Below are 16357 nucleotides of genomic sequence, written 5' to 3'. Positions count from 1 at the left end.
AAGGAGCACTCGGCATGGATCATCTACCCAAGCACCGTCATTCCCCTTGGCATGCCGGTGAAAAAATGCTCCAGCAAATTTTCAATGCATCTGACCGCATGGAAGCAGTGGGCCAGAAGGTTATTCGTCCCTACATGCCTGACCAGCACCGGGAGTTTTATAACCAACTGCCCTTTATGGTGGTCGGTACGGTGGATTCGCAGATGCGCCCTTGGGCGACGCTGCTCGAAGGCCCTGAAGGCTTCGTCAGCTCGCCGGACCCAGAGCATTTACGCCTTGATATACAACCCGACACTCAGGACCCGGCGGTGCCCGGCCTGAAAGCTGGCCACGCTATTGGCATGCTCGGTATCGAGTTGCACACCCGCAGACGTAATCGCATCAATGGTGTTATCCAGCACGCGTCGGCAGGTCAGCTTGACGTCAGCGTCGAACACGCCTTCGGCAACTGCCCCAAATACATTCAGGAGAGGTCTTACACACGCTCGCCTGAGCGACTAGCCAACAAGGGCAAACGTCAGGATTTCACCGCCCTGAATACGCACACCAGCAGGATGATCACCGATGCCGACACCTTCTTCATTGCCAGCTACTTCAATCATGATGAACAGTGTCGTTCAGTGGACGTGTCACATCGCGGAGGCCGCGCAGGTTTCGTCAAGGTCGAAGGTAATCGGCTGACCATTCCTGATTATGCCGGTAATTTGCACTTCAACACCTTGGGCAACCTCAAGGCCAACCCACTGGCCGGGCTGCTTTTTGTCGACTTCACCAGCGGGGACATGTTGCAGCTTAGTGGCCGCACGGAACTGATCCTCGACAGCCCATTGATCAAGGCATTTGAGGGTGCCGAGCGGCTTTGGACTTTCGATATCGAGCAGGTGGTGCTGCGGTCATCTGCTCTGTCGATCCACTGGGCATTTCATGACTATGCCCCCACCAGTTTAATGACCGGTTCCTGGGCTGAAGCGGATGAGCGCGTACGCCAGAACGAGCAACGCCGACAATGGCACCCGTGGCGTGTGGCGCAGGTGCAGCAAGAGAGCAAAGACATCCGCTCGTTCTTGCTTGAGCCGCTGGACAAGGGTGCATTCGTTTTCACCCCTGGCCAACATCTGCCCATGCGTATTCTGGCAGCAGGCGAGGAGGCGCTGATCAGAACGTACAGCGTATCCAGTGCCCCCTCCGATGGGCACATCCGTATCAGCGTCAAGCTGCAGGGCAAGGCTTCACGTTACCTGCATGAAAAGATTCAAGTGGGCGACCTGCTGGAGGCGCGCCCACCGCTGGGCGGTTTCACCCTGATAGAAGAAACCACCAGACCCGTGGTGTTGATTGGCGCTGGCGTTGGCATCACGCCACTGATTTCCATGGCCAGGGAGCTGGTCGCACAAAACCAACAACATCAGCGCACACGCCCTATCCATTTGTTCCAGAGCGCCAGAAGCTTGCAGGAACTGCCATTTCAGGAAGAGCTTAATCAACTACAGCAACGCTCCGCTGGATTGCTACACATCCACCGCACCCTGAGCGACCCTGATGCAGATGCGGTGCTTGAGCGTCACTATCAAGTGGCTGGACGACTCAGCTTTGCTCAGGTCAAGGCGCGGCTGCCGCTGGATGACTACGACTTCTATCTCTGTGGTCCCGCAGGTTTTCTTCAGGACATGTACGACGGCCTGCTCAGCGTAAATATCCCTGACAGTCGCATTCACGCCGAAGCATTTGGCCCCTCGGCGCTGCGACGTTTTGCGAGCGAGCAATCACAGCCGCCCGCTGCCAGCGTTCCGGTGCCGGTCTACTTTTCTGCCTCAGCCACCGAAGCACGCTGGAAACCCGACGGCAGCACGCTGCTTGATTTGGCAGAAAGCAGTGGGCTAACCCCTGAGTTCAGTTGCCGTGGCGGCTCCTGTGGAACCTGCAGCACGCGCCTGATCAGCGGTAAAGTCCATTACCCCAATCCGCCAGCAGAAATGCCGGAAAGCGATAGGGTGCTGATCTGCTGCTCCATACCTGCGTTGGATGAAAGCGGTATCCAACCTTTGGTGCTTGATCTCTGACTGGAGCCCACAATATGAGCAGAGAAGCGTTTATTACCGCGAAAAATCCCGAGGTTTTGTTGTGGCGCGATGACAAGGACGTCTCATACCAACATCCATATTTAAGCGATGAAACCACGCCATTGGAGGCGAACTATTTGCTCCCGCACATGGTTACAGGGCCAGAAAACCTGGCGAACGCTACGCAGCCGCCATTGTTTTCATGGATGTTCACAAGTCGTTAATGGTTTATTTCAGCAGATCAATGCAGCCCTGTGCTATTTAACAGCCAAGGCCGTTATTACTCACAACGTTCATTCTTACAGACAGGAGCAACCGCTATGTCCACCTCTGAAGTTCGTCAACCTGTGCCGCCTTTCACTCGGGAGACGGCCACCTTGAAAGTTCGGCTTGCCGAAGACGGTTGGAATAGTCGCGATGCAGCCAAAGTCGCCCTCGCCTACACCCCGGATACAAAATGGCGCAACCGAGCAGAGTTCGCGACCAGCCGCGCAGAGGCTGAAGCGTTTCTGACGCGCAAATGGAATAAGGAGCTTGAGTACCGTCTGATCAAAGAGCTGTGGGCGTTTACCGACAACCGAATCGCCGTGCGTTATGCCTACGAATGGCACGACGACTCCGGTAACTGGTTCCGTTCCTACGGTAACGAAAACTGGGAGTTTGCCGAGAATGGCCTGATGGCGCATCGGTTTGCCTGCATCAATGACATGCCCATTACTGAGTCTGAGCGCAAGTTCCGCTGGCCATTGGGCCGTCGCCCTGATGACCACCCCGGCCTTTCGGATTTAGGCCTGTAAATAAACCTGACGAAATTTAATGCTGAGCAAGCGTCTCGGCGCGGACATAGTCTGCGCCCCAGGACGTGGCGATCAATTGTGCACGGCCTAAGCGCAAGGCATCGTGCTCAAAGTCGACAACCACACAATGATCCGCCAGCCGGGGGCGCGTTGGTAGCTGCTTGTAGCGCCCGTCACTAAACAACCAAACATGTAGCTGCTTATTCTGAGTACGGCGGCGGGCCTGACTCAGTACTTGTTCGACCAACTGCACAGCCGATTCCACTGGCGAGCCACCGCCTCCGGTGATGGGCTCTATCCAGCGCTCATTGAATGCAGCAACTCGCTGTGGCTTTTGCAGCACACGAGCCTGACCGCCAGCGAAGACAATCACCGCCAATTCGCTGCGCTGTTTGTAGAGCTTGCGCGTCCAGTGCAGCAGCAGCCCCTTGGCCAGCGCCAGGTTCTGTCGTTTGAGCATGGAGCCGGAACAATCGAGCAGCAAGCAATGCAGTTGCCCCGCACCGCTGGGCTGAGGCTGAAACTGCAAATGTTCCATGCGCAGCCCTTGGTTGGCTTTTTTGAGCAGGCTGCGAGGCCAGTGAACCCTCGAACTTTGCGCCAGCCCTGCCCCGCGAATACGGCTAAAACCCAAGCCTTTGGCCGGCTGCTCACCTGTGGCAGCCGGTTTCAGGACTTTTTTGCGGGCAGTTGCCTTATCCCTGCGAGGGCTTGAGTCGGCACAGGCTGTGGCGGCATTTCTCCCCAATTGGATTCGCTAGTTTGATTGCCGTCAGTACTACCCGCAGCAGATGACTGTGGGGCAGAAGGCGCTTGCGCTGGATTCTTGCGGCGATGGGCCAACACCAACTCAGCAACCGCCTCGACATCTGCCGAACCGATCTCATCCTGGCCTTGCCACGCCGCATGGGCGCAGGCAGCGCGCAGTAACACCAAATCAGCTCTTACACCTTCCACTCCAGCAGCGACGCATAACTCACTCACCTGGCGGTGCAAGGCATCACTAAATTCCAACTGATTAAGCCGCTGGCGGCCTTGATGTAACTGGCTGATCAAATGTTGCTGGGCGAGCCCATGACGCTCAATAAAGGCAAGTGGATCACGGTCGAAAGCCAGACGGCTGCGCACAATCGCTTCGCGGGTCGGGCTATCAATATGTGCAGCCAGACGCACGAATAATCCAAAGCGATCAAGCAACTGCGGGCGTAATTCGCCTTCCTCCGGGTTCATGGTGCCGACCAGTGCAAAGCGCGCCGCATGTTGATGAGAAATGCCGTCGCGCTCGATACGGTTGACCCCGCTGGCGCAGGCATCGAGCAGCAGATCAACCAGACTATCGGCAAGCAGGTTGACCTCATCGACATAGAGCACGCCCCCATCGGCGTGGGCGAGCAAGCCAGGCTTGAAGCAGACTTCGCCGTTTTGCAGCGCGGCCTGAAGGTCCAGTGAGCCGATCAATTGCTCTTCACTGGTCCCCAGCGGCAAGTTGACGAAACGATCCTGCGGCAACAGGGCTGCCAGCGCCCGCGCACTGGTCGACTTTGCAGTGCCACGCGGGCCCTCAATCAATACGCCGCCGATTTGTGGATCGATGGCAGCGAGTTGCAGCGCCAGTTGTAACTGCGGCTGGCCATGTAGCGCAGCAAAGGGGTATTGCAGGCTTATGCTCATCGTTCCTCCAGAGAATGTTCAGCGCCAAGCAGGTGCTGCTCTATCTGCTCGCGGTATTCGCCGGGTTCCTGCCACAGCCCACGATGTATGGCCTCCAGCAAACGTTCAGTGATTTCCAGCAGCGCGTCAGGGTTGTGTTGCTGGAGAAATTCAAGGGTTGCCGGATCATTCAAGTAAGCGTCAGTCAGGCTCGCGTATTGGTCGTCACGCACCACACCTGTGGTGGCGTCATAGGCGAACAAGTAATCGACAGTGGCAGCCATCTCGAATGCGCCTTTGTAGCCATGGCGCTTGACCCCGTCGATCCATTTGGGATTGGTCACCCTCGCGCGCATTACCCGGCTGATTTCCTCACCCAGGCTACGAATACGTGGAGCTTGCGGGTTGCTGTGATCACCGAAAAGAATTGTCGGTTGGACGCCGCTGAGATGGCGCACAGCAGCGCTCATCCCCCCTTGAAACTGGTAGTAGTCATCCGAGTCGAGCAGGTCATGCTCACGGTTGTCCTGGTTTTGCACCACCGCCTCAAGTTCCGTCAGGCGGGTGACAAAACTGTCGCGCCGCTCTTCGCCGTAGACTTGCTGGCCGTAGGCGTAACCGCCCCAATTCAGGTAGGCACGGGCGAGGTCTGCGTCGCCTTGCCAGTCACGCGAGTCGATCAAGCCTTGCAACCCCGCACCGTACGCACCGGGCTTGGCACCAAAGATGCGAAAGCCAGCACGGCGGCGAGCACTGTCTTGATCCAGGCCCTGCGCCTGTAAGTGCGCGGTTTCTCGACGAATGCGCGCACGGATCGGATTGACCTCGTCCGGTTCATCCTGCTCAGCAACCTTCTGCACAGCCGCATCGAACATCTGCATCACATTAGCGAATGCATCGCGGAAAAAGCCTGATACACGCAACGTCACATCAACCCGTGGGTGATTCATACGCTTGGCTGGCATGACCTCGAAATCACTGACACGCCAACTGCCCTCTGCCCATTTCGGCCGCACACCAATCAAGGCGAAGGCCTGAGCGACATCATCACCACCTGTGCGCATGGTTGCCGTGCCCCAGACCGACAGCCCCAGGCTGCGCGGGTAGTCTCCGTGATCTTGCATATAGCGCTCGACGAGCAGCGCGGCAGACTTTTCACCCAACGCCCAAGCCGTTGGCGTGGGGATCATCCGGGTGTCCACAGAAAAGAAATTTCGCCCCGTTGGCAACACATCCGGACGCCCACGTGATGGCGCGCCGCTTGGTCCCGGCGGCACAAAACAGCCACTTAGCCCACGTCCCAATTGGTAGAGCTCTTGCTCACCGCAGGCGAGCAAACGCGGACGCAGATCAGTTTCAACACGCTGCAGTACCGCGCGGGTCTGCGGCAGATTTGCAACCAACGCGCAATCTGCCGAGCTGACATCTTCCAATAGCTGCAACGCCAGCAACTCCAACCGCTCACGCGTATCGCCGAGGGTACGCCAGGCTTGCTCGCTAACGGCCTGCAACAGGCTTGGCTGTTCACCATTCCAAGGCTCGCCCCATTCGGCATCCAGCGGATCAAAGGGGCCAGGCACTAGGTCGGCGGCCAAAGCACGAATCAGACTGGCGTTAGCGCCCTGACCGTCACCAACCCCATGCCTGGCCAACGCCAAAAGCGTGTCACGCAGCAGTCGGCCTTGCGGTGAACTGCCGAACACATGGAGCCCATCGCGGATCTGGCTTTCTTTGAGCTCACACAGGTAACTGTCCGTGCGGTTGAGTAGTAACTGTTCTTCGACCTCATTGGTCGGTGCACTCAAACCCAGATCAGCGTTAACGTTATGTTCGACGATCAACGCCAGTACTTGTTTGCGCAGCAGCGCGGCACGTCGAGGATCAAGAGTAAGCGCCTCATAGAACTCGTCGATCAACCGCTCCAGATCACGGGTCGGGCCGAAGCTTTCGGCGCGGGTCAAGGGCGGCATCAGGTGATCAATAATCACTGCCTGAGTCCTGCGTTTGGCTTGGCTGCCCTCACCCGGGTCATTAACGATAAAGGGATAAAGGTGCGGCATAGGCCCGAAAATCAGATCCGGCCAGCAGTTTTCGCTGAGCGCCACGCTCTTGCCCGGCAGCCATTCCAGATTACCGTGCTTACCGACATGGACGATTGCGTCACAGCCCCAACTGCGCCGCAACCACAGGTAGAACGCCAGATAATAGTGCGGCGGAGCCAGGTCCGGGTCGTGATAGTTGGCATAGGCGTCGAGCTGATAGCCTCGTGCAGGCTGGATGCCCACAAACACATTGCCCATGCGTAATCCGGCAATCATAAAGCGGCCCTGACGGAGCATGGGATCGGCCTCGGCAGCCCCCCAGCGCTCGATAATGGCGTTGCGATTGACCTCAGGCAGATCAGCAAAAAACGCCAAGTAATCAGCCAACGCCAGACTCTGCTGAGCCGGACGCAAGGCCCATTGCTCAGCGTCGTTGGTGATCCCCTGTTGCAGCAGACGCATGAGGGCATCACCGTCTTCAGGGATATTCTCAACCCGATAATTCTGCTCATGCAAACGCTGGAGGATGCCAATCATCGAGGCTGGTGTATCCAGCCCGACACCGTTGCCAAGGCGGCCTTCACGGGTTGGATAGTTGGCCAGAATCAACGCCAGTCGCTTGTCGGCATTGGCCAAGCCACGCAACCGACACCAGCGCTGCGCCAACTCGCTGACGAAGGCAATGCGCCCGGCCTCGGGTTGATACTCCACGATATCGGTTTGGGTCAGCTCACTGCGCTGACCAAGCCCTTTGAAGCTGATTGCACGCGTGATAATCCGTCCATCAACCTCAGGCAGCGCCACATGCATGGCCATGTCTCGCGGCTGCAAGCCATGTGCATCAGCACGCCAACTGGCCTCATTACCACCGCAAAGCACTACTTGCAGTACCGGGATATCCCCCACTAAAGCATGATCGCCAGGATCATCCATCGCCGAGGCGGCAAAGGCGGTGGTATTGAGAATCAGCGCCACACTCTGCTCAGTACAGAGTTGCCGCAAAGCCTCCAGGCAGTGGCCATCTTTCAGCGACAGCAATGCAATCGGTAGCGGGTTCAGACCATGGGCCAACAGGCTATCGCACAGCGCGGCGAACACCTTGGTATTGCCCGCCTGTAAATGCGCTCGATAAAACAGTACTGCAACACAGGGCGCATCTGCCAGCCAACGTGCCTGAACATCTTCCAGCACCGCGACATCGCGCTGCGAATCAAACAGCGCGAATGGCGGCAGCGCTCGCGGCGGCAATGGTTGGGCCGACAGTTGGAAAAACTGCGCGCCGATAAACCGATACAGCTCACGGGCGTTGCCCGGTCCGCCTTCGCGCAGATAGCGCCAAAGCTGATGACAAACCGCCGGCGCCACAGTGCTCAGCGCCGTAAGGTTGTGATCCTCGGTCATATCGCCAGAGAACATTGCCAGCGCAATGCCCTTGCGCTGGCACAGGCTGACCAACTGCTCAGTCCCGTAGGGCCAATAACTCTCGCCGCCCAAGTGATCGATGACTATCAAGCGCGCGTGCTGCAGCACCTGATCCAGATACAAATCGATCGACGCATGCTGGCGCAGGTGCAGCAGGTTCGCCAAACGCACAGACGGAAAATCCGCCTGTGGACAGGCCGCTGCCAGCAACGCCAGCGTCGTATCGGCGGCGCTGAGGATGACAATATCGGCAGGGTCTTGTTCGACCGTGGTGAGGGTCGCACCGCTGTCATCGACGTATCCACCGGGCAGCGCGGTCAGCATATGCATCGCTTAACCTTCGACCACCGCGGCCTGTAACGCTTGCTCCAGAGCCGCTGAGTCAAGGTTCTGGCCAATCAGAACCAAGCGCGTGACAGGGGTTTCATCCGCAGCCCAACGACGGTCGAAATATGCATCAAACCGTTGGCCTACACCTTGTACAACCAAGCGCATTGGCTTGTCGGCAAGAGCCACGAACCCTTTGATACGAAACAATGTGTGCTGCTCAACAAGGTCGTGCAAGACGCTAAGCAGACGCTCACGGTCTACCACAGGCAAATTGACGACCACTGAGTCGAACTGGTCATGGTCGTGGTCGTGCTCATCACCTTCACCGTGATCGTGATGGCTCTGACGCTGGTCAATGGTTGTCTCCGAGGCGCTGGATAATCCAAGGATCAAATCAAGATCGAGTCGCCCCTGATGACTGGTGACCAGCTTGACCTGTGCCGGAACTTCCTCACGCACCAAGGCTTCGACGCGCGCCACGGACTCAGCATCGGTCAGATCAGTCTTACTCAGAACCACCAAATCGGCGGCCAGCAACTGGTCTTCGAACAGCTCGTGCAAAGGCGACTCGTGATCAAGGTTCGGATCGGCACGACGTTGCTCGTCAACCGCTTGAGGGTTGGCGGCAAACTGACCGGAAGCGGCAGCTGGCACGTCGACCAGGGTAACCACCGCATCGACGGTGCAAGCGTTCTTGATTTCTGGCCAGTTGAACGCCTGTACCAAGGGTTTAGGCAACGCCAGGCCGCTGGTTTCGATGAGGATATGATCGATGTGATCACGACGCTCGATCAGCTCACGCATCACCGGGTAGAACTCTTCCTGAACGGTGCAACACACACAACCGTTGGACAATTCGTACAGTTGGCCAGCGCTCTCGGCAGCCTCATCATCACAGCCGATACCACAACCACGCAGAATGTCGCCATCAATCCCCAACTCGCCAAACTCGTTGACGATAACCGCAATGCGCCGGCCATTGGCATTATCCAGAATGTGACGCAGCAAGGTAGTTTTACCGCTACCGAGAAAGCCTGTGACAATAGTGACGGGGATCTTGGCGGACATAACAAGCACTCCAGTGAGTCAGTCTTCGAGCACGGGAATTCGTGCGATAAATTTACCTTTGATACCGCTCGGCCAATTGCGAAATGGGACCTGACCGGTTTCAGAAAGTTGGTACTGGCGGGCGTAATCAAGCAGTGCCGTAGCCGCCTCAGGCTCGGCCTGAAAATCACCGAGTACGTAGGTGATTTTGCCGGGCGCGCGTAACAGTCCTGCGCAATGCCGCTGGCAAGCCATCAGGCAGCGAGTGCGCTGAATGCGCAGTTCATCGTCAGCCTTGAGCTGACGCTCGACCTCACGAACAAAGCGGGCACCGGGCCGCTCTGCCTCAGGCTGGGCAGCGTCGTACCCACAGGTCTCGCAAAGCGTCAACGTGACGGTCATGGATGTTCCTCATCAGGGCGACAGGTCCAGGGCAACACAAACGCTTCCTGCTCATGCTCGCCAAGCATTGCGTGCACGCGGTACACCTGTTGCAGATTCTTGGGGGTAAGCACTTGGCGCGGGGGGCCATAAGCAATCAGGTTGCCGTGGTCGAGTAATAACAGGCGGTCGCAAAAGCGGCTGGCCAGAGTAAGGTCATGCAGAACCACCAGCGCGCTGCGACCTTGGGTGCATTGGCGGCGTAACAGCGCCATGACATTTAGCTGATGAAATGGATCGAGCGCAGCGACTGGTTCATCGGCGAGCAACAGTGGGCAACCAACCGCCAAGGCCCGAGCCAACCGAGCACGGGCGCGTTCGCCACCGGATAACTGATCAAATCGTCGCGCAACTAATCCGCTCAAGCCCATCTGCGTGATAGCGGCGTCGACTGCTTGCGCATCGTCGGCACTGCTGCGCTGCCATGGCGACCGGTGGGGCAAGCGGCCGAGCGCCACGTAATCACGCAACAACAGGGGCCAGCCACTGCTGTCACCTTGCCCAAGGTAAGCCAGACGCAGAGCACGCTGGCGAGGGGTCAGGGTTTGCAACACCACTGCATCCTGCTCGATCAGCCCGGAGTAAGGCATCAAGTGAGCAATGGCCTTGAGCAAACTACTTTTGCCCGCGCCATTGGGGCCAATAATGCCCAGCAACTCACCCGCAGCCAGCGCGAACGACAGATCATTGACCCGGTTTTTACCGTCAATCGCAACGCTTAGCTGTTCAATGCGTAAGCCGCTCATGATGCAACCAACCGTTGACGCAGCAACAGAACAAGAAAGAACGGTGCGCCCAGTAAAGCGGTCACCACACCCAGCATCAGTTCCTGTTCACCACTGACCACACGCAGCAAGATATCAGCGGCCAGCAACAGCACAGCGCCGCCAAGGGCACTACTTAATAGCAAGCGTGAGGGGTGGTAACCGACCCATTTTCGCAGCAGATGTGGCACCACTAGGCCAATAAACCCAATAGCGCCGGTCACCGCTACACTGGCGCCAACGCACAGCGCTGTGCCGAGAATGATCTGCCCCCGCAAACGCGGCAGGCTGACCCCGAGGCTGCTGGCCTCGTCCTCGCCAAGGGTCAACGCATCCAGTTGCGGGCCACAGGCCAGCAGCAATAAAACACCTGCCGCAATAAATGGCAGGCACAGGCGGATATCCGCGAAGCTGCGGTCACTCAACGACCCCATCAGCCAGAGTACGATGTCCTGCATATCGGTTGGATTGGGTGCCAGGCTGATGGCTAATGATGTGAGTGCCGAGCACAAGGCAGACAGCGCGATACCAGCAAGAATCAGGGTGAGATTACTCGCACGACGACGCGCAATCAGATAAAGCACCAAGGTTGCCAGTGCTGCGCAACTCATGGCCGCAACCGGGAGCAACCAAGCACTGAATGCAGTAAGCCCGTAGTACAAACACACCACCGCACCCAAACTGGCGCTGGAGCTGACGCCAAGCAAACCGGGTTCAGCCAAGGGATTGCGCAGCAGCCCTTGAAGGGCGGCACCCGCGGCACCCAGCGAAAGCCCTACCAGGATTGCCAGAATGACCCGCGGCAGACGAATCTGGTTAACGATAATCTGATGCTGCACGGCAACATCGGCCAGATCAGCGCTGGAATCTGCCGACCGCAGCAGGGCTCCAGCAACATCTGCGAGGCCAAGCGGCACGGCACCAATGGTCAACGACAGCAGAAACAACCCCAGCAGGATTACCAGCAGCAATGCGTTTAAGCGGCTCATTGCTGCCCCAACTGCAGCGCAGTCAGCGCAGTCAGCGCATCGATCTGCGCTGCTAAACGCTCGGCACTGAAGATCAGTTGCCAATCACTGCAACCCCAGCGATTGCCTTCAACCTGCAACACCGGACGGGTCGCTGTCAGTTGCTGCAGGAACGGGTGGCGCGAAAACGCTGACTTGGCATAACCTCGATCGATCGGCATGTCGGCACTGACGAAGACATCGGGCGGCTGGCGCACCAAGTCTTCCAGATTAAACCGTCCCCAACCGCTGCGCCCCAACGCGGCTTGATGGTTGATTACTCCCACCGCTTGAAACACGGTATCGACATAGGTGTCGCGCCCGGCACTGCCACCGTTAGGCCGCAGATACAGCGCACGCAGCGGTCGGGGATGTTGCTTGAGTCGATCAAGCCGCGCCTGGACGTCAGCAAGCAGCGCCTCACCCTCTTCTACGCGCCCTAGTTTTGCCGCAACCAGCCGCGTACTGGCGAAGATCTGCGCCCAGGTAGTGGGGTATGGCACCACCACGACCTCGATGCCATGCTGACGCAATAACTCAGCTTGATTGTGGCTTTGCCAGCGCCTTGAAGCGAGGACCAGGTCCGGGTGCAGCGCAATGATTTCCTCGCTGCTGGCATGATTCACCGGCACCCTTTGTGCCTGTCCGGCCATCGAGGACAACTGCGGGTCACGGCTCTTGCTCGACACCGACAACAATTGCTCTGGCGCAGCAAGGCGCAACGCCAACATATCGGCACACTGATTAGTCGAGACCACTCGCGGCAGCGCTGCCGATACGCCAGGCACGCAGAGTACTGCAACCAAAACGAGCCAGGCTCGCATCAGAAATCAATGCCCATCTGCGCCCGGACACCCTGTTTATAGGCATGTTTAACGTCGCGGATTTCACTGACGGTGTCTGCCAGCTCAACCAACTCGGGCTTAGCCGCGCGACCGGTGATGATAACGCTCTGCAGTGGCGGACGCGCCCGAATCGCCTCCAGCACCATTGAGGTGTCGAGGTAGTTGTATTTGAGCATGTAAGTCAGCTCATCGAGCAGCACCAGATTCAAACTGGGGTCCTGCAACATCTTTGCAGCATGTGCCCAGGCTTCATCGGCTGCCGCCTTGTCCTGATCCCAGTCTTGGGTGTTCCAAGTGAAACCGGTTGCCATGGCGTGGTACTCAACCAATGGCGCATGCTGACGCAAATAGGTGATCTCGCCGGATGCCTGAGTGCCTTTGATAAACTGCACCACACCAGCGCGATGACCATAGCCAAGCGCGCGGTACAAAGTCCCGAAGGCTGAAGTGGTTTTACCCTTGCCATTACCGGTGATCAGAATAACGATGCCCCGCTCTTCTTGGGCACGTTCGATACCGGCATCGACCACGGCCTTCTTACGTTGCATCCGCTCATTGTGGCTGCGTTTTTTGTCATCATCGATCACTTGGCGACACTCCTGAAATCAGAAAATGCGCACGCGACTAGGCGCACACAATTCAACGGAGCGCAGCAACAGGGGATGGCAGGACGTGGCAATGCCAAGACCTGAAAGACAACTACTGGAAATATTTGCCCGCGAAGGCAATACACAGCATCGGCAAACCCACACCCCGGGGTACGCACCTATTGTCGATCAGGCCGGTCTTCTGGCTCGCCTTCATTCGCTAATCGCACCTTCCCGGTTGCCCAGTGGTATATCGCGATTGCATCAGGCTCTACAGCAGCGGGGGCTGCGCCGGAATACGCCATGTTTAACCATGCGATCACCGGACTTCCCGTTTCACCCGTTGCGCGGTTGCGCTCGGGGCACCTGTTCGATGCCACGCAGAGTACCCGAGTCGCCTATGCACGGCAACCGTTCAACAGGGCGTGACAGCTGGATCGAACGCCTCTTACAAAGGCGATTTCAGCTAGATCGAAGAATTGCACCCAGCAGCCATCGACTCGCAATTGGCAAGCATCGCAATCAAGTGATTGGGCTGTGCGCTAGCACCCGACGTGAGCGCTCGGTGCACGCGCAAAAATACAGCGCGACACCTGTCGGTCTTCAACCAGACAGGCATCAATCAAGCGTTCACTGCATGGCGCCAAGCATCCGCCTGAGCGCCGCAGGACTCACCCTTTAAGCAGGTTGATGCAGGCGCACATTAAACGCCGGACCACTGCTGTAACGGGCTAATGCCTTGGCACCGGCCAACACCGCCAGATCAATCAAGGGCTCGACAATAATCACCGTCATGTACGCCAAGCCAAAGGTGCCAACGCTGGCAAGGTTTTCCACACTAAAGCCGTGACCATAGAATGCCCAAAACGCGACCCACAGAACGATGCCACCCTGATACGCCGTCGACAGCGCCAGCACTTGACTGTAACGGGTGTCTACGTAGGCCGTGCTTTGCGGAATGATCCGTTGAGCCAAGGCATTAATCGCCCATAGCGGCACCAGTAACGTGGTCACATTCATGCCGTATTGAGGCAAGTCGAAAGGGGCAAAAAATACACCCTGGATCAACAAGCCAGCAGCCAGCCCAATCGCCGAGGCACCGGCACCAAACACCAATAACAGTGTAGAGCCCAGAATCAGGTGAACCTCTGACACCCCAACAGCATGGTGTGGCAAGACTTCAAAGAAACAGAACACCAGCGTAGTGGTAATCAAACTGCGTAGCAGTAGCGCCGCAACGCCGCCGTTATTGCGAACGCTATCAATGGCCATTTTTGCCGCCAGACCAAAACCACCTACTGCTGTTGCATAACTAAGAATGATTTTGGCGCCATCAACGACACCCGGTTCGATATGCATAGTGAATCCTCCATCGCACCCACCGTGCGATAAATATGAGCGAATGACCGGCAAAATCCGGTTTTGATGACAGGTTTCCTGGCTTGCGCGTCATCGCTTCACCCACCTTCCCAGCAATGCCAGTGGTGTTCGGGTGTCACTCTTCGCTTACAGTTGCGGAGGCAGCTGAGGGTTCAAGCGCTAAAGCCTTCACCCCATTCCCTTTTTCATTTCGCCCCCCAGAGAAGGGGGCCGAAAACCATCGGCGGCTACTTTACTGATGAACCCAACAAAAGCCTAGAAACAAACTGAAATGGTGCGGTGCAGTAAACGTATCGCCTGCGGTGTAACTGCCAGAAACCACGCGCAACCAGGCGCTGGGGGCTCGCCTGATTGGTAGTTGGGAAAGGAAGAAGGGAGATATGTATTTGATATGTATTTAATGACGAATGATGGGATTGTGGACAGGCCATGCGTGGTGGCAGCAAACAGGCACAGCAATGCCTGGCTCACATAGGAGGGTCGAGGAAGCACTGGCCTATTTTGACACGCCCCCTCCCTCCCTCTTACTGCAACTCAGCTAACAACACGTATATCGCTGATGGCCAACACCTCGGCCTGCGCGAGCAGTTCATCTTCGGTGGCGTCGGCTGCTGGCATCAGCAAACTGTTTTCGGCATCGGCGTGATGCAGTTCAATCAGATGGCGAGCAGCTTCGCCTTCACTCAGTTGGGATTGCTCTAATTCGAGCCCATGACTGCGTGGTTGGTTGTGGAACCTGTAGTTAAGGGTGAATTGGGACATAAGGATTACCTCTGCAGGTTAAGCGGGATAAAATACTGACCCGGAGGTCAGCTTATTAGTTCCAGCTGTTTCAGCAGAGGCAAATTGCTCATCAAGGATTGATTAGCGCCTGGCCACCCTTGGGTTTGAAATACAGTGTTTCGCCACGATTAAGGTCATCAAGGCTCATATGATCCTTGGCCACCTCAGCTTCAATCAGATCAGTCTGCCCAGCCACCTTGAGGGTGACGCGGGTGATTGCGCCCAGCGGACGGATATCGCGTACTTCACCAGCCTGATGCCCTTCTTGTGGCTGGCGCGACAAATGGACTTCATGGGGACGGAACAAGACGTGGTGGTCTTCGCCGATATAGAGGCGGTTGGCATCCCCCAGGAAGTGGTAAACGAAGTCACTGGCAGGGTTCTCATAGACCTCGCGAGGTGAACCGATTTGCTCAATCACTCCCTTATTCATCACGACGATGCGGTCTGCCACTTCCATGGCTTCCTCTTGGTCATGAGTCACGAACACGGAGGTTAGATGTACATCTTCATGCAGGCGCGCCAGCCAACGGCGCAGCTCCTTACGCACCTTGGCATCCAGTGCACCAAAGGGTTCATCAAGCAGCAATACGCGGGGCTCAACGGCCAGCGCACGGGCCAGTGCAATACGTTGGCGCTGACCACCGGAAAGCTGCTCTGGGTAACGGTCAGCAAGCCAGTCCAGTTGCACCAGGCCCAGCAGTTCATGCACCTTCTGTGCAATCACAGCTTCAGTGGGACGCTCGCGCTTGGGCTTCATGCGTAAGCCAAATGCGACGTTATCGAATACCGTCATATGCCGAAAAAGTGCGTAGTGCTGGAATACAAAACCCACATTTCGGTCACGCACATCGTGCTCGGAAACATCCTCACCGTGAAACTGAATGCTGCCGCTATCAGGTGTTTCGAGGCCGGCAATGATTCGCAGCAAGGTGGTTTTACCGCACCCGGATGGCCCTAACAGAGCGACCAGTTCGCCACTCTGAATGTTCAGGTTGATCTGATTTAGCGCCTTGAACGCATGGAAATTCTTGCTGACGTTAGTGATTTCAATCGACATGCGTTGCGTCCTCAGCCTTATGGCGCGGGCAGTTAATTCTTACGTGCTCTGCAACCAAGGTTGCGGCTAGACAATGTCATAGACGGCAGGTGGACCAAGGCGATGCAAGGGTGTGCGGATCATAGCGCCGGCTTTATATTCT

At 57.2% G+C, this 16357-nt stretch carries 15 protein-coding genes and 2 riboswitches; of the genes, 3 read left to right on the top strand and 12 right to left on the bottom strand.

The window, feature by feature from the left end; all coding sequences use genetic code 11:
• Window positions 1–14 precede the first annotated feature (14 nt).
• The 3 genes from ACIGCM_RS09515 to ACIGCM_RS09505 all read left to right on the top strand — a co-directional run bounded on the left by ACIGCM_RS09515 (window position 15) and on the right by ACIGCM_RS09505 (window position 2857).
• Window positions 15–2060, top strand: coding sequence for a pyridoxamine 5'-phosphate oxidase family protein (locus ACIGCM_RS09515; RefSeq protein WP_397501798.1), 2046 nt, complete (start codon window positions 15–17; stop codon window positions 2058–2060).
• 14 nt (window positions 2061–2074) lie between these two features.
• Window positions 2075–2284, top strand: coding sequence for a hypothetical protein (locus ACIGCM_RS09510; protein WP_397501797.1), 210 nt, complete (start codon window positions 2075–2077; stop codon window positions 2282–2284).
• 96 nt (window positions 2285–2380) lie between these two features.
• A complete protein-coding gene (locus tag ACIGCM_RS09505) occupies window positions 2381–2857 on the top strand; it encodes a DUF1348 family protein (RefSeq protein WP_397501796.1) in 477 nt (158 codons plus the stop codon).
• A 16-nt stretch (window positions 2858–2873) separates the two neighbouring features.
• Here ACIGCM_RS09505 and ACIGCM_RS09500 read toward each other — a convergent pair whose 3' ends face one another.
• The 12 genes from ACIGCM_RS09500 to ACIGCM_RS09445 form a co-directional block, all read right to left on the bottom strand.
• Entirely contained in the window at window positions 2874–3395 is a 522-nt protein-coding gene (locus ACIGCM_RS09500) for a VWA domain-containing protein (protein WP_397501795.1), read from the bottom strand.
• A gap of 131 nt (window positions 3396–3526) precedes the next feature.
• On the bottom strand, window positions 3527–4528 hold the full coding sequence (locus ACIGCM_RS09495; protein WP_397501794.1) for an ATP-binding protein: 1002 nt from the start codon (window positions 4526–4528) through the stop codon (window positions 3527–3529).
• Complete coding sequence (cobN, locus tag ACIGCM_RS09490; RefSeq protein WP_397501793.1) at window positions 4525–8301, bottom strand: cobaltochelatase subunit CobN; 3777 nt, start codon at window positions 8299–8301, stop codon at window positions 4525–4527. Before cobN ends, ACIGCM_RS09495 begins: the two co-directional genes overlap by 4 nt.
• A 3-nt stretch (window positions 8302–8304) precedes the next feature.
• Window positions 8305–9369, bottom strand: coding sequence for a cobalamin biosynthesis protein CobW (cobW, locus tag ACIGCM_RS09485; protein ID WP_397501792.1), 1065 nt, complete (start codon window positions 9367–9369; stop codon window positions 8305–8307).
• Between the two features lie 18 nt (window positions 9370–9387).
• Window positions 9388–9750 (bottom strand): DUF1636 family protein, encoded by a 363-nt coding sequence (locus ACIGCM_RS09480; RefSeq protein WP_397501791.1) that lies wholly within the window; start codon window positions 9748–9750, stop codon window positions 9388–9390.
• Window positions 9747–10535: an ABC transporter ATP-binding protein gene (locus tag ACIGCM_RS09475; RefSeq protein WP_397501790.1), complete on the bottom strand. Its 789-nt coding sequence runs from the start codon at window positions 10533–10535 to the stop codon at window positions 9747–9749. Before ACIGCM_RS09475 ends, ACIGCM_RS09480 begins: the two co-directional genes overlap by 4 nt.
• A complete protein-coding gene (locus tag ACIGCM_RS09470) occupies window positions 10532–11542 on the bottom strand; it encodes a FecCD family ABC transporter permease (protein ID WP_397501789.1) in 1011 nt (336 codons plus the stop codon). Before ACIGCM_RS09470 ends, ACIGCM_RS09475 begins: the two co-directional genes overlap by 4 nt.
• On the bottom strand, window positions 11539–12384 hold the full coding sequence (locus ACIGCM_RS09465; protein ID WP_397501788.1) for an ABC transporter substrate-binding protein: 846 nt from the start codon (window positions 12382–12384) through the stop codon (window positions 11539–11541). The genes ACIGCM_RS09470 and ACIGCM_RS09465 overlap by 4 nt, the downstream gene beginning before the upstream one ends.
• Window positions 12384–12989: a cob(I)yrinic acid a,c-diamide adenosyltransferase gene (gene cobO, locus ACIGCM_RS09460; RefSeq protein ID WP_397501985.1), complete on the bottom strand. Its 606-nt coding sequence runs from the start codon at window positions 12987–12989 to the stop codon at window positions 12384–12386. The genes ACIGCM_RS09465 and cobO overlap by 1 nt, the downstream gene beginning before the upstream one ends.
• A gap of 177 nt (window positions 12990–13166) precedes the next feature.
• Window positions 13167–13377: riboswitch (cobalamin riboswitch) on the bottom strand.
• 293 nt (window positions 13378–13670) lie between these two features.
• Window positions 13671–14351 (bottom strand): energy-coupling factor ABC transporter permease, encoded by a 681-nt coding sequence (locus tag ACIGCM_RS09455; protein WP_397501787.1) that lies wholly within the window; start codon window positions 14349–14351, stop codon window positions 13671–13673.
• Between the two features lie 50 nt (window positions 14352–14401).
• Window positions 14402–14609, bottom strand: a riboswitch (cobalamin riboswitch).
• Window positions 14610–14906: 297 nt separating this feature from the next.
• The gene (locus ACIGCM_RS09450) at window positions 14907–15134 is read right to left on the bottom strand and encodes a hypothetical protein (protein ID WP_397501786.1); all 228 of its coding nucleotides are present in this window, start codon (window positions 15132–15134) and stop codon (window positions 14907–14909) included.
• A gap of 91 nt (window positions 15135–15225) precedes the next feature.
• Window positions 15226–16215: a sulfate/molybdate ABC transporter ATP-binding protein gene (locus ACIGCM_RS09445; protein ID WP_397501785.1), complete on the bottom strand. Its 990-nt coding sequence runs from the start codon at window positions 16213–16215 to the stop codon at window positions 15226–15228.
• Window positions 16216–16357 lie beyond the last annotated feature (142 nt).

The sequence above is a fragment of the Pseudomonas sp. NPDC078700 genome, assembly GCF_044542375.1.
Taxonomy (GTDB): domain Bacteria; phylum Pseudomonadota; class Gammaproteobacteria; order Pseudomonadales; family Pseudomonadaceae; genus Aquipseudomonas.
Note: the sequence above shows the minus strand (reverse complement) of the source record. Positions and strands in the feature narration are given on the sequence as shown.

Coding starts and splice junctions, on each gene's coding strand:
- ACIGCM_RS09515 (WP_397501798.1), top strand. CDS start 15: ATGGATCATCTACCCAAGCACCGTCATTCCCCTTGGCATGCCGGTGAA.
- ACIGCM_RS09510 (WP_397501797.1), top strand. CDS start 2,075: ATGAGCAGAGAAGCGTTTATTACCGCGAAAAATCCCGAGGTTTTGTTG.
- ACIGCM_RS09505 (WP_397501796.1), top strand. CDS start 2,381: ATGTCCACCTCTGAAGTTCGTCAACCTGTGCCGCCTTTCACTCGGGAG.
- ACIGCM_RS09500 (WP_397501795.1), bottom strand. CDS start 3,395: ATGGAACATTTGCAGTTTCAGCCTCAGCCCAGCGGTGCGGGGCAACTG.
- ACIGCM_RS09495 (WP_397501794.1), bottom strand. CDS start 4,528: ATGAGCATAAGCCTGCAATACCCCTTTGCTGCGCTACATGGCCAGCCG.
- cobN (WP_397501793.1), bottom strand. CDS start 8,301: ATGCATATGCTGACCGCGCTGCCCGGTGGATACGTCGATGACAGCGGT.
- cobW (WP_397501792.1), bottom strand. CDS start 9,369: ATGTCCGCCAAGATCCCCGTCACTATTGTCACAGGCTTTCTCGGTAGC.
- ACIGCM_RS09480 (WP_397501791.1), bottom strand. CDS start 9,750: ATGACCGTCACGTTGACGCTTTGCGAGACCTGTGGGTACGACGCTGCC.
- ACIGCM_RS09475 (WP_397501790.1), bottom strand. CDS start 10,535: ATGAGCGGCTTACGCATTGAACAGCTAAGCGTTGCGATTGACGGTAAA.
- ACIGCM_RS09470 (WP_397501789.1), bottom strand. CDS start 11,542: ATGAGCCGCTTAAACGCATTGCTGCTGGTAATCCTGCTGGGGTTGTTT.
- ACIGCM_RS09465 (WP_397501788.1), bottom strand. CDS start 12,384: ATGCGAGCCTGGCTCGTTTTGGTTGCAGTACTCTGCGTGCCTGGCGTA.
- ACIGCM_RS09455 (WP_397501787.1), bottom strand. CDS start 14,351: ATGCATATCGAACCGGGTGTCGTTGATGGCGCCAAAATCATTCTTAGT.
- ACIGCM_RS09450 (WP_397501786.1), bottom strand. CDS start 15,134: ATGTCCCAATTCACCCTTAACTACAGGTTCCACAACCAACCACGCAGT.
- ACIGCM_RS09445 (WP_397501785.1), bottom strand. CDS start 16,215: ATGTCGATTGAAATCACTAACGTCAGCAAGAATTTCCATGCGTTCAAG.